Origin of the sequence: Streptomyces spirodelae (assembly GCF_017676385.1) — a bacterium.
Lineage (GTDB): Bacteria > Actinomycetota > Actinomycetes > Streptomycetales > Streptomycetaceae > Streptomyces > Streptomyces spirodelae.
The window spans coordinates 20,309-46,388 of record NZ_JAFFZN010000035.1 but is presented as its reverse complement, the minus strand read 5'-3'; the positions used below and the strand labels follow the sequence as shown (position 1 = coordinate 46,388).

Genomic DNA, 26,080 nt, shown 5'->3' with positions numbered 1-26,080 from the left:
CGGGGGAGCTCGCGGGCGCTGCGGGGTGGCGGGTCAGACGGTGCCCGCCACACCGCGCAGCCGCCGCGCCGCGTCCGCCAGCACTTCCTCCCGCTTGCAGAACGCGAAGCGGACGTACGGTGCACCCGCCTCGGCGTGGTCGTAGAAGACCTGCGTCGGGACGGCGACCACGCCCACCCGTTCGGGCAGCGAAAGACAGAACGCGACGCCGTCGTCGGCGCCCAGGGGGCGGATGTCGGTGGTGATGAAGTAGGTGCCCGCGGCCCTGAAGACCTCGAAACCGGCCTCGCGCAGCCCCGCTGCCAGCAGGTCCCGCCGGGCCCGCAGCCCCTCGCGCAGGGCCGTGTAGTAGTCGTCGGGCAGCGCCAGCGCCTCGGCGATGGCGTACTGGAAGGGGCCCGCCGAGACGTAGGTCAGATACTGCTTGGCCGACCGCACGGCGCTCACCAGCGCGGGCGTGCCGGTGACCCAGCCGACCTTCCAGCCCGTCAGCGAGAACGTCTTCCCGCTGGACGAGATCGTCACCGTGCGCTCGCGCATCCCTGGGAAGCCCGCCAGCGGGTGGTGCTCGCCGTCGAAGACCAGGTGCTCGTAGACCTCGTCGGTGACGGCGAGCAGATCGCGCTCCACACACAGCTCGGCGACGGCCGCCAGCTCCGCACGGCTCAGCACGGTGCCGGTGGGGTTGTGCGGGGTGTTGAGGAGGAGCAGCCGGGTGCGGTCGGTGACGGCGTCGCGCAACTCGTCCAGGTCGAGGTGGTAGGCGCCGTCGCGCGGGCGCAGGGTGACCGGCACCCGGGTGCCGCCCGCCATCGCGATGGAGGCGGCGTACGAGTCGTAGTACGGCTCCAGCGCGATCACCTCGTCACCGGGCTCGACCAGCGCCAGCAGTGAAGCGGCGATGGCCTCGGTGGCGCCCGCGGTGATCAGCACCTCGGTTTCGGGGTCGTAGCCCAGCCCGTAGAAGCGCTGCTGGTGCTCGGCCACCGCGCCGCGCAGCTCGGGGATGCCGGGGCCGGGCGGGTACTGGTTGCCGCGCCCGTCCCGCAGCGCGCGCACCGCCGCCTCCCTGATCTCCTCCGGGCCGTCCGTGTCGGGGAAGCCCTGGCCCAGGTTGATCGCGCCGGTGCGGACGGCGAGCGCGGACATCTCGGCGAAGATCGTGGTGCCGAACCCGGCGAGGCGGCGGTTGAGCAGCGGACGCCCGTGGTCCTGCGCTCCTGGGACAGCAGCTTGGCCAGCAGTCATGGCTGTCATCCTCCGGCAAGCTCTTATCTTCCTCAACCCGGCTTTGTGCCCCCCGGGGCCGGGCAGGAGCCGTTTACACCGGCGCTACACCCGAGGACGGCAACACGGGAGAACGGCAAGGGAGTTGCTGTCCGAGGACAACGAGGGGGAAGGGCAGCACATGTCCCAAGCAGTGGCGTTCATCGGCATAGTGGCCGTCTTCGCATTCATCGCGGCGCTCGTCAAGTCGGCCGGCTCCCAGCGGTCCGCACGCTCCGGCCGCGGCGGCGGCTCCTGGTGGGCCGGGGGTGGCGGCGGCAACTCCGGTGGCGGCGGCCACGGTTGTGGCGGCGGTTCCTCCTGCGGCAGCAGTTCGTCCTGTGGCGGGGGCGGGGGCGGCGGCGGTTGTGGCGGCGGGGGCGGCGGCAGCTGATACCCGAGTGCGGGGGCGCGCGACGGTGTCCGGCGGCGCACGCGGCGGTGCGCGCGGCCCGGGTGCGCGGCGGTGCTCACACCGGGGAAGGGAACACTTGACCTCTTCCATACCTATGGGATGGAAATCCGCAGAACCTGGGTAAAACCGCTGGGGACGCAGCGCGTTCCGTGATTCGGTGAATCGTGAACTGTCGTCCCCGAGCGCTCCCGGCCCCCGGCCCGGAGGCTCGGGAGCTCGAGGGGTGGGGCGGCCCACCCTCCCTGCGTGTTTGCGGAGCCGACTCATGCTCACCACCTTGAAGACCGCCTACACCGACACCCGCGCGCACGACCTCGCCTGGGACCTGGGCCGCGCACCCCTGCCGGCCCTGGCCTGCATGGATGTCGAACTGGAGGACACGCACGTGCACTTGCGGCTGCTCGGCGCCTCGCACCAGGTGATGCTGGGCGAGGAGTACGGGAACTGTTCCGAGACGGTCGCCTGTCTGCCTGGCCGCAGCACCCCGCTACCGCTGGGCGTCTCCAAACGCTTCGGCGAGTGGGAGTACGAGTTCGCCGCGCGGGTGGAGAGGCTGTCACCCGGCTCCTTCACGGGGCGTGCGCAGGAGTTGCTCGCGCTGGTCGCGGACCACCCCAACGGTTTCGCCGGCACCTTTCCCGGGGCGCCGAGCGCTTTCACCGCGCTGCTCGTCCAGCGGCACGAGGGGCAGATCCGCTGGCGCACCTGGCACTCGTACCCCCAGGAGGGCTGTCTGGTCTCGACCCGTACCCGCGTCGCCACCAGAGCGCGGGAAGGGCTGAAGGGAACGCCGGGGCCTGGCGAGCCGGCCACGGTCCCGCTGTGCGGCCCCGCGATGGCGTGACCGGGCGGCGCTCGCAGGGCCGGGAGCGAGTGACTCCCAAGCACCCATGTGAGTGACCGAGTGTGCCCGGATTGTAACGTAACGTGCATTCATGATCGACCGTCCCCAGCCTTGCGCGGAGCACGCGCGACTGCCCGTCCCCGCAGGGCTCGGACGCGGCTTCGTCCTCGCCTCGGTCTTCGTGTGCGCCGCCTGCGGCCTCGTCTACGAACTCGAACTGGTCGCCGTGGCCTCGGTCCTGGTCGGCGACTCCGTCACCCAGGCATCCGTGGTGCTCTCCGTGATGGTCTTCGCGATGGGCATCGGCTCGCTGCTCGCCAAACGGCTGCGCTGCCACGCCGCCGCGGGATTCGGCTACGTCGAGGCCCTCCTGGCGCTCGTCGGCGGCGGCTCGGCGATGGCGCTCTACGCCTCCTTCGCCTGGCTGGGCGGGGCCCGGGTGGTGCTGGTCCTCATCTCCTTCACCATCGGAGTGCTCATCGGCGCGGAGATGCCGCTGCTGATGACCCTCATCCAGCGCATCCGCCAGCAGGACGCGGGCGGAGCGCTCGCCGACCTGTTCGCCGCCGACTACGTGGGAGCGCTCGTCGGCGGGCTGACCTTCCCCTTCCTGCTGCTGCCGCTCGCCGGAGAGCTGACCGGCGGACTGCTCACCGGCGTGGTGAACGCGCTGGCCGGCGGCATCGTCGTGCAGTGGCTCTTCCGCCACGACCTGGAGGGACGGGCCCGCTGGCGGCTGCTGGCGGCCAACGTATGCGTTCTGCTGTTGCTGATCGCCGGCTCCGCATTCGTCGGCCCGTTCGAGCGCGCGGCACGGCACGCCGTCTACGGCGGCGACGTACGGGTCGCCGTCCACACCGCGCACCAGGAACTCGTGCTGACCGGCGGCGCGGACCGGCACCGGTGGCCCGAGGACGGCGAGTTGCGGTTGTTCCAGGACGGCAGGCCGGTACTGCGGGGGCGCCAGGCCCACGCCGTCCGCCGCGCCCTGGTGCGGCCCGCCATGACCGGCGGGCCGCACCAGCGGGTGCTGATCGTCGGTGGTGGCGACGGGCTCGCCCTGCGGGAAGTGCTGCGCCACCGCGACGTACGGAAGGTCACCGTCGTCGAGCGGGACCCAGGGCTGGTGCGGCTCGCCCGGCGCGACCCCGGGCTGCGTGCGCTCAACAGCGGGGCGCTGGACGATCCCCGGGTCCGCGTCGTGCACGACGACCCCTTCGACTGGCTGCGGGACCGCGGGCGCGAGGCGGCGGTGCCGTTCGATGTGATGGTCGTCGCGCTGCCCGCGCCGGGCGGCGGCACCGGACCCAAGCTGTACTCGGAGGAGTTCTACGCGGTCGCCGCCCGGGCGTTGGCCGATGAGGGGCGGGTCGCGCTGCGGGCGGGCGAGCCCGGGAGCCATGCCCGGGAGTTCTGGACGGTGCATGCCACGCTGCGGGCCGCGGGGCTGCGGCCGTGCGTCTCGGCCGGGGGGAGGGGGTTCCTCGTGGCCCGCCACGCGCGGCCGGCTCCACCGGACTGCGGGCTTCTCGCCGACGGGTCCGCGCCCCCTCGGGGAGATCCTCGGCTGCCTCCCTCCACCTTGATGCATCCCCGCTACCGGGGCTGAGGAAGTTGCGGCGCAGTCATAGGTGCGGCGGACTCATGGGTAATAGGCTCCGCCCCATGGAGCACGAGGTGTACGTACCGCTTTCCGTCGGCTCGGTACGAGCCGCCCTCACCGACAGCGCCCGCCTCGCCCGCTGCGTACCCGGTTTCCATGAGGAGCCGGAAGACGGCGCCGAGCAGCTCGCGGGCCGCCTCAAGGTGCGGGTCGGCGGTTCGACCATCACGTATCGCGGCACGCTCTCCCTCACTCCGCGCGGCGGCACGGGAAGCGCCGCCGGACCGGACGCACTGGAGCGGCTGGAGGTGGCGGGCAGCGGCAACGAGGCCCGCGGTGAGGGGACGGTGGAGCTCGCGCTGACCATCGAGCCCCGTTCGGCCGACGACGGCGAGGGCACCGCGCTGGTGTGCGTCGGCACGGTCACCTGCACCGGCCGGCTGGCGGCGCTGGACGAGAAGACGGCGACGTCGGCGGGGGTGCGGCTGCTCGACAAATTCGCCGCGGCGCTCGGCGAGAGCATCCGGGACGAGCCACCGGTCGGCAGCCCGGAGGCGGAGGCGGCCGAGGGCGGCGTGGCAGGGGAGGGCATGGCCGGGGAGGGCGAGGGTGGCGAGGGGCCCGTCGCGGGCGGTATCGGCGCGCCGGGGGACAACGAGCGTGCGATCCCCGGTATCCCGGAGCCGGAACCCGAGCCGGACCGTACCCCGTTGTTCGAGACGGAGGTGCCGCCTTCGTCGCTGGGCCGCGACGACGAGTCCGAACTCGACGCGGCGCAGGAAGGCTACGGCGAGTCGGGTCTGCCCGGTGAGGACGGCGGGCTGGGTGCCGAGGCGGCGCACGCACGGCGCACGATGATCGGGCGCAGCGCGGAGGAGGTGGACCACGCGCCGCCGCGCGGCCGGTACGCACCGGTCCCGGCCCCGGAACAGGCGTCGGCGACGGCGACACTGCGCTGGGCGGCGCCGGCGGCGGCCGCCGTGGTCGCGGGCGCTGTGGTGCTGGGCAGGGCGCTGCGCCGCCGTCGCTGAGTTCCGTGGGGGCGAGCGCGCCGAGGTGGACAGCGGGTCTTGCGGCGGCGCCGCTGACGTCGCCGTTATGGTCGCTGTATGACTGATCTGCCCACCTCCGCAGAAGCCACGTCCGTCGTGCTCAGCGCCCTGGGGACCGAGGTGACGGTCGAACCCCAGCGCGGGTGCCGGCTCGCCTCCCTCCGGGTGGGCGGCACCGAACTGCTGCGCCAGGGGCCGAAATACGGCGCGTTCGTGATGGCGCCGTGGTGCGGCCGCACCGCGCAGGGGCGTTTCCGCAACGGCGGTGAGATGTTCCAACTGCCGTTGAACGAGGGCGCCTCCCGGCCGGAGGCCGGGGGAGGCCCGCATGCCATCCACGGCACGGTGCGGGACGCGGTGTGGCGCCAGGCGCCGGGCGCCACCGGTACCAAGGCGTCGTTCACCTACGACCTGACCGACCCGTGGCCGTGGGAGGGCCGGGTGACGCAGGTCGTCGAGCTGGCCGAGGACGGCGGTTCGCTGACCTTGAGGCTGGCCGTCGAGACGTTCGACGTCTCCTTTCCCGCGCAGGCCGGCTGGCACCCGTGGTTCCTGCGCAACCTCGGCCAGGGCGGGGAGGACGTCCGGATCGACTTCTCGCCCGAGTGGCAGGAGGAGCGGGACGAGGACCACATCCCCACCGGTGCCCGGATCGAGCCGCGGCCCGGCCCGTGGGACGACTGCTTCGGGATGCCCGGCGGGGTGGATGTCACCCTGACGTGGCCGTCGGAGCTGTCGCTGCGGATGACCTCGCGCGCCGAGTACGTGGTGGTCTACGACGAGCCGGAGGAGGCGGTGTGCGTGGAGCCGCAGTCCGGCCCGCCGAACGGGCTCAACTCCCACCCGCGCCAGGTGACGCCGCTGGACCCGCTGGAGCTGACGACGACCTGGAGCTGGCAGCGGCTGTAGCCGCGAGCTGCCGGACGCATAGGCTGAGGTCTCATGAACGACGACGTGCGCGCCGCGCTGCTGCGACAGATCAAGGACAAGGCCGTGGTGCACGGCCGCGTCACCCTCTCCTCCGGTGCGGAGGCCGACTTCTACATCGACCTGCGCCGGGTCACCCTGGACGGTGAGTCGGCACCCCTCGCGGGCCAGGTGATGCTGGACGCGACGGCGCATCTGGACTACGACGCGGTGGGCGGGCTCACGCTGGGTGCCGACCCGGTCGCGACGTCGATGCTGCACGCCGCCGCGGCCCGTGGCCGGCACCTCGACGCGTTCGTCGTCCGTAAGGCGGGCAAGGCGCACGGGCTGCAGCGCCGGATCGAGGGGCCGGATGTGGCGGGGAGGCGGGTGCTGATCGTCGAGGACACCTCGACGACGGGGAACTCGCCGCTCACCGCCGTGGAGGCGGCCCGGCAGGCAGGCGCCGAGGTCGTGGCGGTGGCGACCATCGTGGAGCGCGGCGCGGCCGTGGCGATGGAGCGTACGGGAGTGCCGTATGTATACGCGTTCGATTTGAGTGACCTCGACCTGACGTAGGGGTCGGTCCCGGGGGCAGCGGTGGTTTCACGTGAAACCACCGCCGATCCTCTTAGTGAAATTGTGAACACCCGCGTCTGGAGCATCCGGCCCCGTCTGGGAAGATGGGCCACGACGATGACGTCGTTCCGTTGAGCCGAAGCCGGATCACCATTACGCACACCCCAAGGAGCGGTCTGATGCCCATCGCAACCCCCGAGATCTACAACGAGATGCTCGACCGGGCGAAGGAGGGCAAGTTCGCCTACCCCGCCATCAACGTCACCTCGACGCAGACGCTGCACGCCGCGCTCCGCGGGTTCGCCGAGGCGGAGAGCGACGGCATCGTGCAGATCTCCACGGGCGGGGCCGAGTTCCTGGGCGGGCAGTACAGCAAGGACATGGTCAGCGGCGCGGTGGCGCTCGCCGAGTTCGCGCACATCGTCGCGAAGAAGTACCCGGTCAACATCGCGCTGCACACCGACCACTGCCCCAAGGACAAGCTCGACGGCTACGTCCGCCCGCTGCTGGCGGTCTCCCGCGAGCGGGTGCAGCGCGGTGAGAACCCGCTCTTCCAGTCCCACATGTGGGACGGCTCCGCCGAGACCCTCAAGGACAACCTGGAGATCGGCCAGGAGCTGCTGGCCGAGGCCGCCGCTGCGAAGATCATCCTCGAGGTCGAGATCACCCCGACCGGTGGCGAGGAGGACGGCGTCACCCACGAGATCAACGACGAGCTGTACACCACGGTCGAGGACGCCATCCGCACCGCCGAGGCGCTCGGTCTCGGCGACAAGGGCCGCTACCTGCTCGCCGCGTCCTTCGGCAACGTGCACGGCGTCTACAAGCCGGGCAACGTGGTGCTCCGCCCCGAGCTGCTCAAGGACCTCCAGGAGGGCGTCGCCGAGAAGTTCGACAAGCCCGCGGACAGCCGGCCGTTCGACTTCGTCTTCCACGGCGGCTCCGGCTCCACGGAGGAGGAGATCGCCACCGCGCTGCAGAACGGCGTCGTGAAGATGAACCTCGACACCGACACCCAGTACGCCTTCACGCGGCCGGTCGCCGCGCACATGTTCAGCAACTACGACGGCGTGCTGAAGGTCGACGGCGAGGTCGGCAACAAGAAGGTCTACGACCCGCGCAGCTGGGGCAAGGCCGCCGAGAAGGGCATGGCCGAGCGCGTCCAGGTCGCCTGCGGGAACCTGCGGTCGACGGGCACCCGCCTGAAGTAGTCCGGAGGTCTCTTCGGTACAGGAAGCCCCCGGTGCGCCGGGGGCTTCCTGTGTTCGACTGCCACCATGGAAGCCATCTGGACAAGTGTCGTGGCGGTCGTGGGTACGTTGTTGGGGTCGGTGATCACGCACGTCTTCCAGCGGCTCGCCTCCCGGCGCAATGAGGAGTTCACCCGGTCCGAGGCGTTGAGGCAGGAGTGGATAGCCACCTACACCGCGTTCGCGGCGGCCGTGGAGGACTACCGCCACGGCCAGGCCACCCGCTGGTACCGCAAGAGGGAGGACGCGGGCGGGGAGTCGTACAAGGAGGCACGCGACGAGGCGCACCGGCTGCGCACGGTCGCCCGGCAGGCGCTCTACCGGGTCAAGCTGCTCACCCACGACCAGAGCGTCGCCCGCGCCGCCGAGCTCGCCTACCAGCGAACGACGGAGATCTCCGAAGCGGTGGAGGACTCCGAGCACCTCAGCCGGGCGCGGAAGGCCCGGGAGGCCATCGAGGCGTTTGTCTCAGTGGCCGCCCGGCTGGTGCGGTGACGCCCTCCGGCTGTGAGGGGCTGCCCCTTGCCGTGCGTTGTGGGCTGCCGGTGTGTTGTGGCTTGTCGCGCAGTTCCCCGCGCCCCTTCGGGGCGCGCCCTGCTCAGTGCAGAGACTCAGTGCAGAGACTCAGTGCAGGTACGAGGCGCCGTTCAGATCCAGGACCGCGCCCGTCGCCCACTCGGAGCCGGGCGAGTCGGCGGTGAACCAGGCGACCGCCTCGGCCACATCGCGGGGCTCCGCGATCCTGCCGATGGGGTGGTCGGCGATGATGCGTTCGCCTTCCGGGCTGTCCAGCAGGGGCTGGGTGAGATCGGTGCGGGTGAAGCCGGGGGCGACGGCGGCGACCGCGATCCGGTGCGGGCCCAGGGCCACCGCCAGCGACTGGGCCAGCGCGTGCATGCCCGCCTTGCTCGCGCCGTACGCGGGCACGTCGGGCTCACCGCGGTAGCCGCCCCGGGAGCCGACCATCACCAGCCGTCCGCCCCGGGAGCCCTCCGGGCGCCCGAGCAGATGGTGGACGAAGCACCAGGACAGATGGGCCGCGCCCAGCAGGTTCACATCCAGGGTGCGGCGCCACAGCTGCTGCCACTCCTCCCACGGGGTGGTCGCGACAGGGTGCTCGATGTGCACCGCCGAGTTGTTGACCAGGACGTCGACGCCGCCGAGCCCGGCCACCGCGTCGTCGAAGATGCGCGGGGCCTGCTCCGGATCGCCCACGTCCCCGACGACGAGGGTGTGGCCGTCGCCCGGCAGCGCCGCGACGACGGCTTCACCCGCGGCGGTGTCGGCACGGCAGTGCACCGCGACGGCATCCCCGCGCTCGGCGTGCACGGCCGCGATCGCGGCACCGATCCCGGTGGTCCTGGAGGCCCCGGTGACCAGCACCCTCCTGCGGTGGTCCGCTGTCATGCGCTCTCCTTTTCCAGCACGCGGTGGATGCGGTGCGCGGCCTCGTACACGTCCTCGAAGCGGGTGGACAGCGGCGCGGGTGAGACGCGGATACGGTCGGGTACGCCGTAGTCGACCAGGACCCCGGCACGCTCGGCGATCAGCGGCACCAGCGCCCGGGCCCGGTCGTGTGCGTAGGTGAGGTGGCCGCCGCGTTCGGCGGGGTCGGACGGACCGGCGAGGCGGAAGCCGTGCGGGCTCAGCAGCTCGGTGGCGAGCCGCTGGAACAGACCGGTCAGTGCGGTGCTCTTGGCGCGTATCCGCTCCAGGCCCGCCTCGCCGAGCAGCCGTGCGGCGGGCCGGAGCGCGGCGAGTGAGAGCACGGGCGGGGAGCCGGTGAGGAAGCGGCGGATGCTGGGGTCGGGGTGGAAGTCGTGCCGCATCGCCAGCTGTTCGCGGTGCCCGTACCAGCCCTGCACGGGCTGGGTGAGTCTGCTGTGCAGCTCCTCGCGTACGTACAGCAGCGCGGGCGCGCCGGGACCGCCGCACAGGTGCTTGTAGGTGGAGCCCACCGCCAGGTCGGCGCCGAGGGCCGTCAGCCGCAGCGGCAGGGCGCCGACCGCGTGGCTGAGGTCCCACAGCACCAGCGCGCCGGCCGCGTGCGCGATCTCCTGGACTGCGCGCATGTCGGCCAGCGCACCCGAGCGGTGCGAGACCAGCGACAGCGACACCAGCGCGGCCCCGCCCTCGACGGCCAGACGCAGCTGCTCGGGCTGCGGGCCGCGGTCCGGGTCGGTCCGGACGAGGCGTGCCTCGCGGCCGTACTCCTCGGCGAGCCCGGTCAGCACGTACTGGTCGGTGGGGAAGTTGTCGTCGTCCAGGACCACGGCGCCCGGCCGGTCGCGGAGTGCGGCGGCGCCCAGCTTGTAGAGGTTGACGCTGGTGCAGTCGGAGGCCACCACCTCGCCGGGCCTGGCGCCCAGCACCGTGGCGGCCAACTCGTCGCCGACCCGCTGCGGCAGATCGAGCCACTGGGTGCGGGCCTCGGCCAGCCGGTCGCCCCACTCGCCGCGCACCAGCGCGTCGGTGGCGTCGGCGGTTGCCGCGGGGAGGCGGCCGAGGGAGGCGCCGTTGAGGAAGACCAGTCCCTCGGGAGCGGGCGCGAAGCGGGAGCGGAAGGCTGCCAGCGGATCGGCCGCGTCCCACTGCCGCACGGTGTCCGGGTCGATGGTGGATGCTCGGCGGACGTCCGGGTACAGGTCCTCGTACCCGTGTGTGTCCGGCTGTGTCGTCGTCATGGCCGCCCCCTCATAGCCGTCCCCGCGCCGCCCACAGATCGGGGAAGAACCGGTGTTCGCTCACCCGGCGCAGCCACGCCACTCCGTGGGTGCCGCCGGTGCCGGGCTTGGTGCCGATGATCCGTTCGACGGTGAGCAGGTGCAGGGACCGCCAGCGGCACATGGCCTCTGCCACGTCCGCCAGCGCCTCGGCGAGCCAGAACAGCTCCTCGTCCGGCGCGCTGCCCTTGGCGTAGACCCCCGCCCACGCCAGCTCGGCCGCTTCGCTCGGCTCGTACGGCTGCGACCAGTCGCGCTCCAGCAGCGCGGGCGGCAGTGCGGCGCCGCGCCGGGCGAGCAGCGCCAGGGCCGCGTCGTACACGCTGGGCTCGTCCAGCGCCCGGCGCACCTGCTCGGCCACGCCGGGGACGCCCAGGTGCGGGCGGGCGAGCCGGGGGTCCTTGTTGCCGAGGACGTACTCCACCATCCGGTACATGTACGACTGGAGTCCGGATGCCTGTCCCAGGCTGTCGCGGAAGGCGTTGAACTCGGTGGGGGCGAGCGAGCCCAGTACGTCCCACGTCGAGCACAGCAGCCCCGCCTCCCGGTGCACACGGCGCAGCACCCAGGTCGCCTGCCGTACCTCGTCCTGCTCCAGCAGGGAGCGCACCCGCGTCAGCTCCTCGTACAGGAGCTTGAACAGCAGCTCCTTGACCTGCCCGAGGACGTAGAAGGGCAACTCGGCGGGTTCGTCCGAGCGCGGCTGCTGGAGGGAGAGGAGGACGTCGATGGACTGGTAGTCGATGTACGGGGTGGAGCCGCCGGCGAAGTCGACCAGGGGTTCGCCGTCGCGCAGCGCCGCGAGCCGGGCCCGCTCGGCGTCGCTGCCGTGCCTGCCCAGGCCGCCGTGCCCGCCGAGGTCGCCGTGCCCGCCGAGGTCGCCGTGTCCCCCGAGGTCGCCGGAATCGCAGCTGCGGCTTCCGTTGCCTCCCGTCCCGGAGCCGGCCGTCATGCTTCGCACCTCGCCGGCCACCTCTCGCAGGCGCGTGTGTACCGGTCGGCGAACAGCGGGTCGGGCATCGTCACCGAGGTGTACCGGCGGCCGAAGCGCGCGTGGTAGGCGCCGAACCACTCTTCGTCGCCGTCCAGGAACAACACGTCGTGGAAGGCCATATGGCGCAGCGCGAACAGCGGTACCGGAGCCCGCGAGACCCGCAGGCCGGGGTTGCGGGCCGCGCGCTCCTCGCACGCCGGGTGGAACTGGCCGAGCATCAGGTAGCGGGCCACCAGCTCGGGCTTCACCCTGCGGTGCGCCTCGTCCAGCAGCGGCAGCGCGGTGGCGTCCAGACCGCCGAGGACGACGACGAACGCGTGGAGCGTACGGTTGCGGGTCGCCCACTCCATCTCCTGGAACGTGTCGACCATCCGGTGCACCAGCGCGACCAGCTCCTGCACCGACGGCTCGGGCCCGACCTCCCACTCGGCCACGCGCAGCGTCCCCGCCTCGATCGCCGGGCCGACGAACGGGCAGACCTGCCCATCCCGTCCGAGTTGCCCGTGCGGTCGGCACAGGAAGTCCTCGAACCAGCGCCACGCCTGTTCCCGTGGCGCGGTGCAGTGCTCACCACTGTCCCCGTTGCACAAGTCCATTCGGTAAGAATCACGTCATCCCGGGCGGGGAGGGCAGGCTCATCTCCGTCATCGTGTGCGAGTGCCCGTGGCATGCGCCGGGCGCGTGATGCCTGGTGGCACGGAGCGGGCGTGACAGGGAGAGAGGGACGCGGCAGGAGGGGCCGCTGGGAGGTGGCTGCTTTTGCGTGGTTGCCGCCGGACGACCGGGCGTCCGCGGTCCCGCGCCGACGCGGTACGCGCACGATTGGGGGGTGACCCCCTCCTCGCGCCCCTCCCGCAGCGCAGCCGGGCTCCGCGGCGCCCTCGGCCTCGCGCAGGGGAACGCCGCGCGCCGGCTCACCCAGCTCTACGTGGGGCTGGTCCTCTTCGGCGCGAGCGTCGCGCTGCAACTGCGCGCCGGGCTCGGCCTCAACTCCTGGGACGTCTTCCACCAGGGCGTCGCCGAGCGGACCGGGCTGAGCATCGGCACCGTCGTCGTCCTGGCCTCCGCCGCCGTTCTGCTGCTGTGGGTGCCGCTGCGCGAACGCCCCGGCCTGGGCACCGTCTCCAATGTGCTGCTGGTGGGCCTGGCGATGGACGCCACCTTGGCCCTCACCCCCACGCCGCAGCCGCTGCTGGTACGTGTCCCGCTGTTCCTGGCCGCCGTGGTGCTCAACGGAGCCGCGACCGGTCTGTACATCGCAGCCTGCCTCGGCCCCGGGCCGCGCGACGGTCTGATGACGGGACTGTGCCGGGTCACCGGGCGCTCCACCCGGCTGGTGCGGACCGTGATCGAGGTCACCGTCCTGGTGACGGGATTCCTGCTGGGCGGCTCTGTCGGCATCGGCACAGTGGTCCACGCGCTCGCCATCGGACCGCTGATCCAGGTCTTCCAGCGCCTCTTCGCGGTGCCGCAGCCGGAGACGGCCGCCGGGCGGGGCGTGGCGGGGGAGGCGGCGCCCTGAGACGTGGCGGGGGAGGCGGCGCCCTGAGCGGGACTCGGGGCGTCAGGCAGCGGGGGGAGGCAGGGATGTCGGCGCCTACAGGCACACTGGGGGCCATGGCCATTCATGAAAACCTTCTCGGGGGTCCGCCCCCGACCCACCTCCCCGACGACCCCGGGCCCCGCGAGCTGCTCGCCGCCGGGACGGCGCCCGCCGAGGTCGCCGCGCAGCACCCCACCTCCTCGCTGGCGTGGGCGCAGCTCGCCGACGACGCGTTCGAGGCGGGCCGTGTCGTCGAGTCGTACGCCTACGCGCGCACCGGCTACCACCGGGGGCTGGACGCACTCCGCCGCAACGGCTGGAAGGGGCACGGCCCGGTGCCGTTCGAGCACGAGCCGAACCGCGGCTTCCTGCGCGCGCTGCACGCCCTCGCCCGCGCGGCCCAGGCGATCGGGGAGCAGGACGAGTACGAGCGCTGCTCCTCCTTCCTGAAGGAGAGCTCTCCGACAGCGGCAGCCACCTTGGGCTGAGTGCCTCTCCCCGGCGGCGGCAGGACAACTTGCCGCCGCCTTCGTCTTGCGCGCATGATGCGGAGTGGGCCCTCAGTGGGCCCGAGGGGACCGGGGCTCCGATGTCTAGCCGGAAGGAGCGGACCGCTACCCGGAAGCACAGTGAGTGGAGACAGCGATGTCACACGACCCCGATGCCCCGGTACTGGATTTCGCGGGCACCACACCGTACGAGGACTACGTACGCGCCGACGTCCTCACCCATCTCCAGGACCCGCTCTCCGACGATCCGGGGGAGATGGCGTTCCTGGTCACCACGCAGGTGATGGAGCTGTGGTTCACCGTCATCGTGCACGAGTGGCAGACGGCGGCGACGCGACTGCGGCAGGAAGACATCGAGGGCGCGCTGGCCGCTCTCAAGCGCTCGACGTACGAGCTCACCTCGCTCAACGCCTCCTGGGAGCCGCTGGCCCATCTGACCCCGGCCCAGTTCAACGCCTACCGCTCGGCGCTGGGTGAGGGGTCCGGCTTCCAGTCCGCGATGTACCGGCGGCTGGAGTTCCTGCTGGGCGAGAAGTCCGCCTCCATGCTGGTGCCGCACCGGGGCTCGCCCCGGGTCCACGCCGAACTGGAGAAGTCGCTCCACGAACCGAGCCTCTACGACGAGGCGCTGCGGTTCCTGGCCCGGCAGGGCGAGGATGTGCCCGAGGAGGTGCTGCGGCGGGACGTGTCGCTCAAGTACGAGCCGCACCCGGGTGTCGAGGAGATGTGGGTGCGGGTCTACACGGGCGACTCCGGCAGCGCGGCGCACCGGCTCGGTGAGGCCCTGACCGAGGTCGCCGAGCTGGTGTGGCGCTGGCGGAACGACCACTTGGTGGCGACCCGCAGGGCGATGGGCGCCAAGGTCGGCACCGGCGGCTCCGCCGGGGTCGCCTGGCTGGAGAAGCGGGCGGCGAAACAGGTTTTCCCCGAGCTGTGGACGGCGCGCAGCCATGTCTGACGGCACTCTCGGGCCCGAGGGCGCCGCGCTGTCCGACGGCGCCCAGGAGGCTCTCCAGCTGGACGCGGCCGATCCCCTCGCCCACCTGCGTGAGCTGTTCGTGCTCGACCCCGGCACCGTCTACCTCGACGGCAACTCCCTCGGGGCGCTGCCCAAGGCCGTCGAGGGGCGGCTGGCGGACGTCGTCTCCCGGGAGTGGGGGCAGCTGCGCATCCGGTCCTGGGAGGAGTCGGGCTGGTGGACGATGCCGGAGCGGGTCGGGGAGCGGGTGGCGCCGCTCATCGGCGCGGGGCCCGGCCAGGTCGTCGTCTCGGACTCGACCAGCGTCAACATCCTCAAGGCGCTGATCGGCGCGGTCCGTCTCGCACGCCGGGACGCTCCGGCGCGCGGCGAACTGCTGGTGGACGAGGCGACCTTCCCCACCGACGGCTATATCGCCGAGTCCGCGGCGCGGCTCACCGGCTGCACGGTGCGCGCGCTGGCGCCCGAACAGGTGCCCGGCGCCGTCGGTCCGCGTACCGCGGCCGTACTCCTCAACCACGTCGACTACCGCACCGGCGCCCTGCGCGACCTGCCCGCGCTGACGGCCGCGGCGCACGACGCCGGTGCCCTCGCCGTCTGGGACCTGTGCCACAGCGCGGGCGCGCTGCCGGTGGAAGCCGACGCGCACGGCGTGGACTTCGCGGTCGGGTGCACGTACAAATTCCTCAACGGCGGCCCCGGGGCGCCGGCCTTCCTCTATGTACGCAGCGGGCTCCAGGAGCGGTTCGACTCCCCGCTGCCGGGCTGGAACTCGCACGCCGACCCGTTCGCCATGGCGCCCGACTACCGGCCGGCGGCCGGTGCGGCGCGCGGCCGGGTGGGGACCCCGGACATCCTGTCCATGGCCGCGCTGGAGGCCGCGCTCGCGGTCTGGGAGGGCGTGCGGATCGAGGACGTACGCGCCAAGTCGCTGGCGCTCACGGATTTCTTCCTGCGCTGTGTCGCCGCGTACGTACCCAACGGTCCTGCCGGTACGGGTGTGTCGGTGCGCTCCCTGACGCCCGCCGAACACGCGCTGCGCGGCAGCCAGATCGCGCTGCTGTGCGACCCGGCGGAGCAGGCGGAGCCGGTGATGAAGGAGCTGATCGCGCGCGGTGTCGTAGGGGATTTCCGCCGTCCCGGAGTCCTGCGCTTCGGTTTCACCCCGCTCTACACTTCGTTCCAGGACGTCGAGCGTGCCGCCCGCGTCCTGGGCGAAGTGATCGGGGGAGCACGATGAGCCAGGACGAGTACAAGGCCCTGCAGGCACTCCCGCCGGCGACCCCCGAGCGCCAGGAGCGGTACGGACCCCACCCCTCGCAGGTCATCGACCTGTACGGGGAGGCCGCCGGCGGGGGCCTGGTGGTGCTGCTGCACGGCGGATTCTGGCGCGAGCAGTGGGACCGCAGCCATCTCTCGCCGTTCGCCGCCGCGTTGGCGGGCCAGGGCGTCCCCGTCGCGCTGGTCGAGTACCGCAGGGTCGGCGGCGACGGCGGCTGGCCCGCCACCGCGGAGGATGTCGACGCCGCCCTCGACCATCTGGGCGCCGTGCCCAGCGTCCTGTTCGGCCACTCCGCGGGCGGACAGCTGGCGCTGTGGGCGGCGGCCAAACGGGAGCGGGCCGCCGGGCGCGTGGTCGTGCTGGCCCCGATCGCCGATCTGGAGCGGGCCCATGCGATGCGGCTGAGCGGCGGGGCCGTCGCCGGGTTCCTCGGCGGCGAGGACAAGGTCGCCTCCTCGCTGTGGGAGGCCGACCCGATGCGGCTGCTGCCGCGTACGCCGGTGGAGATCCTGCACGGCACCGCGGACCAGGAGGTTCCCATCGAGCTGTCCCGCCGCTACGCCAACAACTGGGGCGCCCGCCTGCATCTGATGCCCGGCGTCGGCCACTACGCCCCCCTCACCCCCCGCACCCCCTCCTTCGACACCTTGTCCCGCTCCCTGCGCTGAGGGCTGCGCCCCGGAAGGGGCGATCAGGGGCAAAGGTCCGAACGCGTGTCCGGCCCCGCGGAGCGGGGCCGGAACGGCACGTGAGCGCCTCAGCAGCGGCGCCGGGTCGGCTCAGTCCAGCACGATCTTGCCGATCGCCGCACCCGCGGTGATGGGCCTCACCTCGTTGTCGGTGATGTTGGTGACCTGGAACTTCTTGATGTCGGTGGTGTCGTTGTCGCTGCTGCTGATGCGAGCGTTCAGGGAACGGTCGCTGTAGTCCTGGGCGAACGTGGTCCAGTACTGGTCGGCGTGGTCGCCGGCGAAGGCGGTGCCCGCCGCGCCGAAGACGGCGGCGGTCGCCAGGAGGGTGGCTGCGGTCGCGGTGCGGATGCGCATAGGTGCTCCTTGCGGGGTCTGGTGCGCGGTCTCGCGCGGTTCTGCCTGTGCGTCGAGAGCCCTTCCACACCCGGCACTGAAACGATCATCATTAGTCCGTAAGTGCCGCTCATATACCCCGCACGGGCGCGTACGGCCCGCCACGGGAGGGGGCGACTCCCGGCCTCGTCGGCGCCCCCGCCACACTCCTGCCATGACCATGAACACACGCCGCCAAGGCGCGGACCTGAACGAGGCGGTGCGAGCGGGCGCCACCCTGGGCCTCTTCGCGGCCTGGGCGCTGCACGACCTGGAGGAAGTGGCCATGATGCCGCGCTGGACGCGGACCCGCCTCCCCGAGCTGCGGGAGCAGATACCCGGTGTGCCGGAGGCGGTGTGGGCGCGGCTGGAGTCGCTGGACGGCCGGCGCTTCGCGGCCGCGGTCGGCGTGATGGCCGTCGTCGTGGGCGCGGCCGCTGCGGACGGCTACCGCACGGGCGGGCGCAGCGCCTTCTACCAGCAGGCGCTCACGGGATTCGGCCTGCACGGCTTCGTCCACCTGGCCCAGGCCGCCGCCACCCGGGGGTACACCCCCGGCTCGGTGACCTCCCCACTGCTGGTCATCCCCTTCACGGCCTGGGCGCGCCGCCGACTGCGCGCGGCGGGCGTCCTCCAGCCGACGACGGCCCGCGACCTGGCCCTCGGCCTCGGCACCGCAGCGGCGGCGACGGCGGCCTCCCACACCGTGGCCGACCGCCTGCTGCGGGCTCGGTGAGGGGGCGCGGGTCAGCGCACATACTTCTTCAACGGCTCCGTGTCCAACGAGAAGCCGACTGGCTCGGGGAGAGTCACCTGCTCGCCGAACCACGCGGTGTGCACGTCACGGTAGCGACCGGCGTCCGGGTCCGGGTTGGTGTGGACGACGACTTCGCACCGGTCGCGGTCGATGAGGAGGTAGACAGGGATGCCGGCGGTCGCGTAGGCGGCCGGTTTCGCTTTCCGGTCCCGGCGGTCGGTGTCGGAGTCGTACGAGGTGACCTCCACCGTCATCAGCACCCCGTCCGGCTGGGCCCACTCGCCGTGATCCACGAAGTGGTCGACGGGTGCGAGCGAGCCGTCCGGATGTGCTCTGCCCTTGCCGTGGGCGCTGACCCTCAGTCCCTGCCTGGGGTGGAGGGCGAGCTCCGGGCGGGCCTGCATGCACTGCCGCAGCAGCCACCTGACGCTTGCCCCGCGACCTCCATCCGGCGCTGCCTTCTCCCCGATCCGTCCGTCGATGAACTCCAGCGTGACGGTCTCGGGGGCGGTGGAAGCGATCTGCTCGAACTCGTCCACCGTCATGTGAGACGTGCGCTCGGCCACAAGCCTCATGTGGCACCTCCTCCCGGGCGAAGGCCAGGGTGACCCGGCCCCGCCCGGAGCGGATGGGCGTTCCGTCTTGGTTGGTCCGAACGGGTGAACGGCCAGGCTCAGAGGAACGAGTTGATCTGGATCGTCTCGTCGCGGCCGGGGCCGACGCCGATGGCGGAGATGGGGGCTCCGGACATCTCCTCCAGGGCCTTCACATACGCCTGGGCGTTCTTGGGCAGGTCGGCGAAGGTCTTGGCCTTGGTGATGTCCTCGCTCCAGCCCGGCAGGTACTCGTAGACCGGCTTGGCGTGGTGGAAGTCGCTCTGGTTGTAGGGCAGCTCGGTGGTGCGCTCGCCCTCGATCTCGTAGGCGACGCAGACCGGGATCTGCTCCCAGCCGGTGAGCACGTCCAGCTTGGTGAGGAAGAAGTCGGTCAGGCCGTTGACCCGCGTCGCGTAGCGGGCGATGACCGCGTCGAACCAGCCGCAGCGCCGGTTGCGCCCCGTGGTGACGCCGAACTCGCCGCCGATGCGGCGCAGCGCCTCGCCGTCGTCGTCGAACAGCTCCGTCGGGAAGGGGCCCGCGCCCACGCGCGTGGTGTACGCCTTGAGGATGCCGATGACCCGGCTGATCCTCGTCGGGCCGACACCGGCGCCGGTGCAGGCGCCGCCGGCGGTCGGGTTGGAGGAGGTGACGAACGGGTACGTGCCGTGGTCCACGTCCAGCAGCGTGCCCTGGCCGCCCTCGAACAGGACGACCTTGCCCTCGTCGATCGCGTCGTTGAGGATCAGGGTGGTGTCGGCGACATACCCCTTGAGCTGCTCGGCGTAGCCCAGCAGCTCCTCGGCGACCTGCTGCGCTGAGATCGCGCGGCGGTTGTAGAGCTTGGCGAGGACCTGGTTCTTGAAGTCGAGCGCGGCCTCGATCTTCTGCATCAGGATGGACTCGTCGAACAGGTCCTGGACCCGGATGCCGACCCGGTTGATCTTGTCGGCGTAGCTGGGGCCGATGCCGCGGCCTGTGGTGCCGATGCGGCGCTTGCCCAGGAACCGTTCCGTCGTCTTGTCGAGCGTCGCGTGATACGAGGTGATCAGGTGCGCGTTACCGCTCACCAGCAGCTTGGAGGTGTCGACGCCGCGCTCCTGGAGCCCGCTCAGCTCGGAGAGCAGGACGGAGGGGTCGACGACGACGCCGTTGCCGATGACCGGGGTGCACCCCGGGGAGAGGATTCCGGAAGGGAGGAGATGGAGCGCGTACTTCTGGTCGCCGACGACGACCGTGTGACCGGCGTTGTTGCCGCCCTGGTAGCGCACCACATAGTCCACTGAGCCGCCGAGCAGGTCGGTGGCCTTTCCCTTGCCTTCGTCACCCCACTGAGCACCGAGCAGCACAAGTGCGGGCACAGGCGTACACCCCTTCCGGGCGGGGCATGTCCCACGTGCGGTGACGCCTCTTGGCGCCAGCGCAAGAGCCGCAGGCCGGTACCCCAGATAGAGGAAGCCCCTGGCGCAACAGCGGCAGGGGCTCTTGCACCGAGAGATTACCGAACAATTCTCCCGGGTGACGAACAGGGGAGTGTCCCGGGCCGGACGGACGTACGAACCAGCACCACCTCGGTACGCACTGGAAGTACGCCAGTACGCATCGAAAGTACGAATTTCGGAATTCATGAGGAAGGATCGTGGTGTCGGCTCCAGATTCCGCGAGGCCCCCCGCGAGCGTGGACCGGACCGCCGGGGGCATCCCCGGCTCGAAGAGTCCGGGCGAGGTCCCGCTGCTCGTGGTCGTCGACCCGGTCGCCCGGCTCACGGACGCCGAGTCCGTACGCATCGCGCGCGACGTGCTGCGTGCGGGGACGCCGGGGCTCAAGCTGTGTCTCCCCGACGATCCGGCCGAGACGCCGCGGCTGCTGGCCCGGCGCGGCGGCAGGCGCCCCGTCCTGGTCGGCAACGACCGGGCCCTGCTGCGCGCGGTCCAGCACCTGCACGAGGAGCGCGCCCTGGCCCAGACGGCGCTGTCGGTGGTGCCGGTCGGCAACGGCCCCTCGGTCGCCCTCGCCCGCAGCCTCGGCCTGCCGCTGGACGCGGTCTCGGCGGCCCGCACGGTGCTGCGCGGCAACCCGCGGGCGCTTGATCTGCTGGTCGACGAGGAGGAAGGCGTCGTACTGGGCGGCCTGCGTACGGAGGGAGCACAGTCCGCCCGCTCGTCGGCGCCGCGGCACCGGGAGGGCGCCCCTTCGGCTGCGGCCACCTCCCCGTGGCGGCGGATGTCGCACGCGTTGGCGCGCACGCTGAGCTCCCGGGCGCACGGCGAGGCGGACGAGCGGGGCCCCGCTCCGGTGGCGCCCGCGCCTCGTCGTGCGCCGCAGGTGCGGACGGTCCAGTGGTTGCGCGTTGAGGCGGACGGCGCGGTCGTCACCGGCCCTGACCGGCCGGTGACCGATGTGACCGTGCGGGCGAATGGCGCCGAGGGGCTCGCCGAGGTCGCCGTCCACCCGGTGACGGGGGCACCCGTGCGGGTGCGGGCGCGCACCGTCACGGTGTCCGCGCCGGAGGGCTTCCGCTATCGCGCTGACACCGGCACGGGGGCCAGCGCCGCCCCCGACGAACCCCGCACCTGGACGGTGCTCCCCCGGGCCTGGCACCTGGTCCTCCCAGCAGCCTGATCCCGCAGGGGGGCAGCCCCCTCATCAGGGCGGGCGGGACTGCCAGCGTTTCAGCAGATCTTCCAGCCCCTTGCGCATGAATTCCAAGAACTCCGCACTCTCCCGCACCCGGCGCCCGCCGGGTGTGTCGGTGCCGATGGCCTCCGCTCCGGCGTTGAGGGTGACCAGCCACCGGTTGAGGACCTGGTCGCGGTTGAGCAGGGTGGTGTACCAGACGTCGTGATGCAGCTGGTACCGCTCGCGGCGCGACCCGGGGTCGCGCTGCCGGGAGACCATCCCGACCTGGGAGAGGTAGCGCACGGCGCCGGAGATGGCGGCCGGGCTGGCCTGGAGGCGTTCGCTCAGTTCGGCGGAGGTGAGGGCGCCGTCGTCGGAGGTGAGCAGGCAGGCGAAGACGCGGGACGCCATCCGCTGCATACCTGCCTCGGTGAGGTCGGCGGCGAACCGTTCGACGAAGGGGGAGACCCGCTCCTCGTAGTCCTCCAGAGGGTCGTCATCTGCCACGTCTGTCAGCTTCTTCCTGCTCAGCGGTGCTGTCGCTGCTGCTCCTCGGTCCTGTGGAAGACCCTAACGCTTCCTTAACTTCACAAATTTGTGAAATGAGCGTAGCTTCCAAATCATGAACGCGTCCACGACCGCGACCGCCGCCGCACCTTCCGCGGCGTCCACCACGGCCATCTCCGTCTCCGGTCTCGTCAAGACCTTCGGCAGCACCCGCGCCCTCGACGGGCTGGACCTGCAGGTCGCCACCGGCGAGGTGCACGGCTTCCTCGGCCCCAACGGCGCCGGGAAGTCCACCACCCTGCGCATCCTGCTGGGCCTGCTCCGCGCCGACGCCGGTACGGCCAGGCTGCTGGACGCCGATCCCTGGCACGACGCGGTCGCCCTGCACCGTCGGCTGGCCTACGTACCCGGCGACGTCGAACTGTGGCCCAACCTCACCGGCGGCGAGGCCATCGACCTGCTCGCGCGGCTGCGCGGCGGCATGGATGTGAAGAAGCGTGCGGAGCTGATCGAGCGCTTCGACCTCGACCCGACGAAGAAGGGCCGCAGCTACTCCAAGGGCAACCGGCAGAAGGTCGCCATCATCGCCGCGCTCGCCTCCGACGCCGAACTGCTGCTGCTGGACGAGCCCACCTCGGGGCTCGACCCGCTGATGGAGGTCGTCTTCCAGGACGTCATCCTCCAGGCGAAGGCCCAGGGCCGTACCGTCCTGCTCTCCAGCCACATCCTGTCCCAGGTCGAGAAGCTCTGCGACCGGCTGAGCATCGTCCGGCTCGGCAGGACCGTGCAGTCCGGAACGCTCGGCGAGATGCGCCATCTGACCCGTACGACCATCGAGGCGGAGACCGACGGGCCGGTGACCGGCCTGGAGCAGCTGCCCGGCGTCCACGACCTGGTCACGGACGGCGCCCGGGTGCGCTTCGCCGTGGACGGCGCCCACCTCGACGCCGCCGTACGCCACCTGAGCGGAGTCGGCCTCCGCAGCCTCGTCAGCCACCCGCCGACGCTGGAGGAGCTGATGCTGCGGCACTACGGGGACGAACTGTCCGAACGCGGCCACACCTCGGCGGGTGCCGCGGCCGACGCCTCGGCGGCGGAGGGCAGCCCGCGATGAGCACCGTCACCGACACCGCGCCCCGCACCGGGGCCGTACGCGACCAGAGCCGCCCCGCGGGACAGGCGCTCGCCGGGACCGGCACCCTCTTCCGGTTCGCGCTGCGCCGGGACCGGGTGCGGCTGCCCGCCTGGGTGGTGGCGATCGTCTTCCTGACGCTCTCCAGCGTCAAGAAGGCCACCGACATGGCGCCGGAGGACCCGGAGAAGGCGGCCGACATGGTCAAGACCCTCAGCGGTCCCGCCATGCTCGCCATGACCGGCCCCGAGCACTACCTCTCCGAGCTGACCCCCGCCTCCATGCTGAGCCTGCTGATGCTCGGCTACGGTGCGATCCTGGCCGGGCTGATGAGCGTGCTGACCGTCGTGCGGCACACCCGCGCCGACGAGGAGACGGGGACCGCCGAACTCGTCCGCTCCGGCGTCGTCGGCCGGCACGCCACCCTCACCGCGGCCCTCGCCACGGCTGCCACCGCCGACGCGGTCCTCGGCCTGCTGCTCGCCGGCACGCTGCCCGGCGCCGGGCTCCACGGGGCAACCGCGGGCGGAGCACTGCTCTACGGCGCGGCGATCACCGTCATCGGCCTCGTCTTCGCGGGCGTCGCCGCCGTGACCGTTCAACTCTCGGCCCACGCCAGGGCCGCCTCAGGGGCCGCGCTCGCCGTACTGGGCGCCGCCTACGCGCTGCGCGCCGCCGGCGACGTCGGCACCGGCGCGGTCTCCGTGCTCTCGGTGCTCTCCCCGATCGGCTGGATTCAGCGCGCCTACCCCTTCGTGGACAACCGCTGGTGGCCGCTGCTGCCCGCGCTCGCACTGGCCGTCGGCACGGCCGCCGCCGGGTACGTGCTCAGCACCCGGCGCGACGTGGGGGCCGGTCTGCTGCCGCCCAGGACGGGCAGGCGCGGTGCCTCGGCCGCGCTCACCCACCCGCTGGGCTTCGCCGTACGGCTGCACCGCGGGCTGGTCCTCGGCTTCAGCGCGGCCCTGCTGGTGCTCGGCGCGATGTACGGCTCGATCCTCGGCGACGTGGACGACATGCTCAAGGACCTGGACGACGTACGCGAAGCGCTCGCCGAGGCGGGCGGCACGCTGGTCGAGTCGTTCGCCTCCACGGTGATGCTCGTCGTCGCCGTCGTCGCCTCGCTGTTCGTGGTGATGGCCGCGCTGCGGCCCCGCTCCGAGGAGACCTCGGGCCGCGTCGAGCCACTGCTGGCCACCGGCCTGTCGCGGACCCGCTGGGCCGCCTCGCACCTGGTGGCCGCGCTGGGCGGCGGCACACTCGTCCTGCTGCTGGGTGCGCTCGGCCTCGGCCTGGCGGGAGCCGCCTCCGTGGGCGACGGCGACCTGTTCGCCGACCTGCTGGGCGCGGGGCTGGCCTACGCCCCGGCGCTGTGGGTGACCGGTGGTGTCGCCGTGCTGCTGTTCGGCTGGGCACCACGTGCGACGGCCCTCGCCTGGGCCGTACCCGCCTACGGCTTCGCCGTCGGCTACGTCGGCAAACTCCTCGACCTGCCCGGCTGGCTGAACGACCTCTCCCCCTTCGGGCACATCCCCCAGCTCCCCGCCACCGAGCTGCGCTGGACGCCATTGGTGCTGCTCACACTGGTGGCCGCGGCCCTGATCGCCGGTGGCCTCGCCGGCTTCCGCCGCCGGGACCTGGAGGCCAAGTAAGACCGAAGGGGTACGGGGCCTCGTCGCCGCCTGCTCACTTCTCCGGGTAGAGGGCGTCCATGGCGACGGAGAGCTGCTGCAGGGCATCGGCCACCCGCTCGAACGCCTCCTCGCCGCCCAGCTCTTCGCACAGCCGACGGGCCAGCTCGGCGTGGCCGGGGACGGTACGTTCGACGGCGTCGCGGCCCGCGCGGGTGGGGGTGAGGAGCTTGGCACGGCGGTGGGCCGGGTTGGGTTCGTACGCGGCGAGGCCGCGTTCGACCAGCAGGTCGGCGACCCGCTGCACGCTCTGCCGGGTGATGCCCATGGCGCGGGCTATCCCGGAGACGGGGAGCGGTTCGCGGAGCACGGCGCCGAGCACCTGCCACCAGGTGGCGGTCAACCCCGCCGGGCGGGCGATGAGTTCGGAGGCGGCGAGGAACTGGCCGTTGAGCCGGAAGACGGCCGGCGCGGTCCTGCTGAGCAGCTCCGCCTCCCGGGTGTGGCGGCTGTGGCTGCTGTCCGTGGGGTGGCCGCTCGGGGCGCTGTCCCCCGAGCGGCCGCTGTGGTCGCTCATGCCTGCGCCGCCGCGAAGACCGCGTACGCCTCCGGGTCGGAGTGCTGGTGCAGCCGGTAGAAGGCGTCCACGACCGGAGGTTCGTAGGCGCCCAGCCGGGCGAGGACCTCGCGGGCGAAGGCGACGGGTTCGGTGGGTCCTGCCGTGATCAGGTCGCGGTCGGTGACGGCGTCGGCGTCGCGGTAGTGGGCGCCGCCCCGGTAGCCGTTGGCTGCCTGGAGGAACTCGCGTGCCGCGCTGGTGTGTGCCCGCTCGTCGAGCAGTCCCTCGTCGGCCAGCCCCCAGACGGCTCCGCAGATGGCGGCGACGGGCACGCCCGCGTGCAGGAACTCCCGTGCGGTGTAGGCGAAGTCGGCGAGTGCGCCGCTGGTCCAGGTGTCGGCACCGGGCAGGATCAGCATCCGGCTGTCGACGGGACGCAGGCCGTCGAGCGTCATGTCGGGCTCGATGCGCAGCCCGCCCTTGGTGGTGACGGTGTTGCCGGTGAGGCCGACGGTGCGTACGCCACCGGGGATGTGGGCGACGGCGTGACCGTACTCCCAGTCGGCGACGGTGTCGTACACGGCGAGATGAACGGTCATGGCGGCCTCCACGGGCGCTTTTCGATCTGTTGACAGAATCCTGTCATTTCGACAGGAGTCTGTCAACCACCTTCGTGCCGCACCCGCGTCTTCGCGCCGTACCTGCGTCACGCCGGCAGCGGCCGCTCGTGCACCACGTGTTTCATCACCAGCGTCGAGCTCAGCCGCTGCACGCCCGGCAGCGTCGCGAGGTTCTCGTCGTAGAGGCGCTGGAAGGCGGCCAGGTCGGCGGTGACGACGCGGAGCAGATAGTCGGGGTCGCCGAAGAGCCGCTGGGCCTGGACGACCTGCGGGAGCTCGGTCAGCGCCTGCTCGAAGGCGGAGATCGTGCTCCGGTCCTCCTGGCGCATCGTGACGAAGACGAGGGCGTCGAAGGTGAGGCCCATCGCGTCGGCGTCGACCACGGCGCGGTAGCCGCGGATGGCGCCGACGCGTTCCAGCTCGCGCAGCCGGCGGTGGCACGGGGAGAGGCTGAGCCCCACCCGCGCGGCCAGCTCGGTGACCGTCAGCCGGCCGTCGTTCTGGAGCTCCGCAAGGATCTGCCGGTCCAAGTCGTCCATGAGGGAGATTCTTCCACTGCCGGTGGGTGAGACGACCCTTTCAGGGAACACCTTCGGGGCATTTCTTCCTATTCTTCCTCACCGCACCCGTCAGTGAGGAAGGACTGTCC

General features: G+C 72.2%; 29 protein-coding genes. 17 read left to right on the top strand and 12 right to left on the bottom strand.

Features of this window, described 5'->3' with window-relative positions:
- Positions 1–33 precede the first annotated feature (33 nt).
- A complete protein-coding gene (locus JW592_RS29005) occupies positions 34–1,248 on the bottom strand; it encodes a pyridoxal phosphate-dependent aminotransferase (protein WP_209268221.1) in 1,215 nt (404 codons plus the stop codon).
- A gap of 160 nt (positions 1,249–1,408) precedes the next feature.
- On the opposite strand from JW592_RS29005, the gene JW592_RS29000 reads away from it, so the two are divergent.
- From JW592_RS29000 to kilB, 8 genes are all read left to right on the top strand, one after another.
- Entirely contained in the window at positions 1,409–1,660 is a 252-nt protein-coding gene (locus tag JW592_RS29000) for a hypothetical protein (protein WP_209268220.1), read from the top strand.
- 286 nt (positions 1,661–1,946) lie between these two features.
- A complete protein-coding gene (locus JW592_RS28995) occupies positions 1,947–2,525 on the top strand; it encodes a DUF2617 family protein (RefSeq protein ID WP_209268219.1) in 579 nt (192 codons plus the stop codon).
- Positions 2,526–2,616: 91 nt separating this feature from the next.
- Positions 2,617–4,134 (top strand): polyamine aminopropyltransferase, encoded by a 1,518-nt coding sequence (locus JW592_RS28990; protein ID WP_209268218.1) that lies wholly within the window; start codon positions 2,617–2,619, stop codon positions 4,132–4,134.
- Positions 4,135–4,190: 56 nt separating this feature from the next.
- A complete protein-coding gene (locus JW592_RS28985) occupies positions 4,191–5,159 on the top strand; it encodes an SRPBCC family protein (protein WP_209268217.1) in 969 nt (322 codons plus the stop codon).
- Between the two features lie 78 nt (positions 5,160–5,237).
- Entirely contained in the window at positions 5,238–6,089 is an 852-nt protein-coding gene (locus JW592_RS28980; protein ID WP_209268216.1) for an aldose epimerase family protein, read from the top strand.
- 33 nt (positions 6,090–6,122) lie between these two features.
- Positions 6,123–6,665, top strand: coding sequence for an orotate phosphoribosyltransferase (locus JW592_RS28975; protein WP_209268215.1), 543 nt, complete (start codon positions 6,123–6,125; stop codon positions 6,663–6,665).
- Positions 6,666–6,844: 179 nt separating this feature from the next.
- Positions 6,845–7,876 carry a class II fructose-bisphosphate aldolase gene (gene fbaA, locus JW592_RS28970; protein WP_209268214.1) on the top strand — a complete coding sequence of 344 codons (1,032 nt, stop codon included), beginning with the start codon at positions 6,845–6,847 and terminating at the stop codon, positions 7,874–7,876.
- Between the two features lie 66 nt (positions 7,877–7,942).
- Positions 7,943–8,410, top strand: coding sequence for a plasmid transfer protein KilB (gene kilB / locus JW592_RS28965; RefSeq protein WP_209268213.1), 468 nt, complete (start codon positions 7,943–7,945; stop codon positions 8,408–8,410).
- Between the two features lie 129 nt (positions 8,411–8,539).
- On the opposite strand, the gene JW592_RS28960 is transcribed toward kilB, so the two are convergent.
- Genes JW592_RS28960 through JW592_RS28945 form a run of 4 tightly spaced genes read right to left on the bottom strand, consistent with a single transcriptional unit; the run spans position 8,540 to position 12,228 of the window.
- Entirely contained in the window at positions 8,540–9,322 is a 783-nt protein-coding gene (locus JW592_RS28960; RefSeq protein WP_209268212.1) for an SDR family NAD(P)-dependent oxidoreductase, read from the bottom strand.
- The gene (locus JW592_RS28955; protein WP_209268211.1) at positions 9,319–10,599 is read right to left on the bottom strand and encodes a kynureninase; all 1,281 of its coding nucleotides are present in this window, start codon (positions 10,597–10,599) and stop codon (positions 9,319–9,321) included. The genes JW592_RS28960 and JW592_RS28955 overlap by 4 nt, the downstream gene beginning before the upstream one ends.
- Positions 10,600–10,609: 10 nt before the next feature.
- A complete protein-coding gene (locus tag JW592_RS28950; RefSeq protein WP_209268210.1) occupies positions 10,610–11,590 on the bottom strand; it encodes a tryptophan 2,3-dioxygenase in 981 nt (326 codons plus the stop codon).
- Positions 11,587–12,228 carry a DUF6875 domain-containing protein gene (locus JW592_RS28945; RefSeq protein WP_209268209.1) on the bottom strand — a complete coding sequence of 214 codons (642 nt, stop codon included), beginning with the start codon at positions 12,226–12,228 and terminating at the stop codon, positions 11,587–11,589. The genes JW592_RS28950 and JW592_RS28945 overlap by 4 nt, the downstream gene beginning before the upstream one ends.
- A 233-nt stretch (positions 12,229–12,461) precedes the next feature.
- On the opposite strand from JW592_RS28945, the gene yczE reads away from it, so the two are divergent.
- From yczE to JW592_RS28920, 5 genes are all read left to right on the top strand, one after another.
- Positions 12,462–13,154 (top strand): membrane protein YczE, encoded by a 693-nt coding sequence (yczE, locus tag JW592_RS28940; RefSeq protein WP_372446593.1) that lies wholly within the window; start codon positions 12,462–12,464, stop codon positions 13,152–13,154.
- 95 nt (positions 13,155–13,249) lie between these two features.
- On the top strand, positions 13,250–13,663 hold the full coding sequence (locus JW592_RS28935) for a DUF3151 domain-containing protein (protein ID WP_209268208.1): 414 nt from the start codon (positions 13,250–13,252) through the stop codon (positions 13,661–13,663).
- Between the two features lie 157 nt (positions 13,664–13,820).
- Positions 13,821–14,642, top strand: a complete 822-nt coding sequence (locus JW592_RS28930) for a tryptophan 2,3-dioxygenase family protein (RefSeq protein WP_209268207.1) — start codon at positions 13,821–13,823, stop codon at positions 14,640–14,642.
- Positions 14,635–15,903: a kynureninase gene (kynU, locus tag JW592_RS28925; RefSeq protein WP_209268206.1), complete on the top strand. Its 1,269-nt coding sequence runs from the start codon at positions 14,635–14,637 to the stop codon at positions 15,901–15,903. The genes JW592_RS28930 and kynU overlap by 8 nt, the downstream gene beginning before the upstream one ends.
- The gene (locus JW592_RS28920) at positions 15,900–16,613 is read left to right on the top strand and encodes an alpha/beta hydrolase family protein (protein ID WP_209268205.1); all 714 of its coding nucleotides are present in this window, start codon (positions 15,900–15,902) and stop codon (positions 16,611–16,613) included. The genes kynU and JW592_RS28920 overlap by 4 nt, the downstream gene beginning before the upstream one ends.
- A 111-nt stretch (positions 16,614–16,724) precedes the next feature.
- On the opposite strand, the gene JW592_RS28915 is transcribed toward JW592_RS28920, so the two are convergent.
- The gene (locus tag JW592_RS28915) at positions 16,725–16,991 is read right to left on the bottom strand and encodes a hypothetical protein (RefSeq protein ID WP_209268204.1); all 267 of its coding nucleotides are present in this window, start codon (positions 16,989–16,991) and stop codon (positions 16,725–16,727) included.
- A gap of 193 nt (positions 16,992–17,184) precedes the next feature.
- Here JW592_RS28915 and JW592_RS28910 point away from each other — a divergent pair, with 193 nt between their 5' ends.
- Positions 17,185–17,745, top strand: coding sequence for an HXXEE domain-containing protein (locus tag JW592_RS28910; RefSeq protein ID WP_372446592.1), 561 nt, complete (start codon positions 17,185–17,187; stop codon positions 17,743–17,745).
- Between the two features lie 11 nt (positions 17,746–17,756).
- On the opposite strand, the gene JW592_RS28905 is transcribed toward JW592_RS28910, so the two are convergent.
- Together JW592_RS28905 and JW592_RS28900 are read right to left on the bottom strand one after the other, a co-directional pair.
- Complete coding sequence (locus JW592_RS28905; RefSeq protein ID WP_209268203.1) at positions 17,757–18,341, bottom strand: Uma2 family endonuclease; 585 nt, start codon at positions 18,339–18,341, stop codon at positions 17,757–17,759.
- A 98-nt stretch (positions 18,342–18,439) separates the two neighbouring features.
- Positions 18,440–19,723, bottom strand: coding sequence for an adenylosuccinate synthase (locus JW592_RS28900; RefSeq protein ID WP_209268202.1), 1,284 nt, complete (start codon positions 19,721–19,723; stop codon positions 18,440–18,442).
- 317 nt (positions 19,724–20,040) lie between these two features.
- Here JW592_RS28900 and JW592_RS28895 point away from each other — a divergent pair, with 317 nt between their 5' ends.
- Positions 20,041–20,985, top strand: coding sequence for a diacylglycerol kinase catalytic domain-containing protein (locus JW592_RS28895; RefSeq protein WP_307805587.1), 945 nt, complete (start codon positions 20,041–20,043; stop codon positions 20,983–20,985).
- Positions 20,986–21,009: 24 nt separating this feature from the next.
- Here JW592_RS28895 and JW592_RS28890 read toward each other — a convergent pair whose 3' ends face one another.
- Positions 21,010–21,489, bottom strand: a complete 480-nt coding sequence (locus tag JW592_RS28890) for a GbsR/MarR family transcriptional regulator (protein ID WP_307805586.1) — start codon at positions 21,487–21,489, stop codon at positions 21,010–21,012.
- 115 nt (positions 21,490–21,604) lie between these two features.
- Between JW592_RS28890 and JW592_RS28885 the strand changes: the two genes are divergently transcribed.
- Positions 21,605–22,603 carry an ABC transporter ATP-binding protein gene (locus JW592_RS28885; RefSeq protein WP_209268201.1) on the top strand — a complete coding sequence of 333 codons (999 nt, stop codon included), beginning with the start codon at positions 21,605–21,607 and terminating at the stop codon, positions 22,601–22,603.
- Positions 22,600–24,273, top strand: a complete 1,674-nt coding sequence (locus tag JW592_RS28880; protein WP_209268200.1) for an ABC transporter permease — start codon at positions 22,600–22,602, stop codon at positions 24,271–24,273. Before JW592_RS28885 ends, JW592_RS28880 begins: the two co-directional genes overlap by 4 nt.
- Positions 24,274–24,307: 34 nt before the next feature.
- Here the strand turns inward: JW592_RS28880 and JW592_RS28875 are convergent, their stop codons facing one another.
- From JW592_RS28875 to JW592_RS28865, 3 genes are all read right to left on the bottom strand, one after another.
- Positions 24,308–24,829, bottom strand: coding sequence for a MarR family winged helix-turn-helix transcriptional regulator (locus tag JW592_RS28875; RefSeq protein ID WP_209268199.1), 522 nt, complete (start codon positions 24,827–24,829; stop codon positions 24,308–24,310).
- Positions 24,826–25,410: a DJ-1/PfpI family protein gene (locus JW592_RS28870; protein WP_209268198.1), complete on the bottom strand. Its 585-nt coding sequence runs from the start codon at positions 25,408–25,410 to the stop codon at positions 24,826–24,828. The genes JW592_RS28875 and JW592_RS28870 overlap by 4 nt, the downstream gene beginning before the upstream one ends.
- A gap of 107 nt (positions 25,411–25,517) precedes the next feature.
- The gene (locus JW592_RS28865) at positions 25,518–25,970 is read right to left on the bottom strand and encodes an Lrp/AsnC family transcriptional regulator (RefSeq protein WP_209268197.1); all 453 of its coding nucleotides are present in this window, start codon (positions 25,968–25,970) and stop codon (positions 25,518–25,520) included.
- Positions 25,971–26,080: the final 110 nt, after the last annotated feature.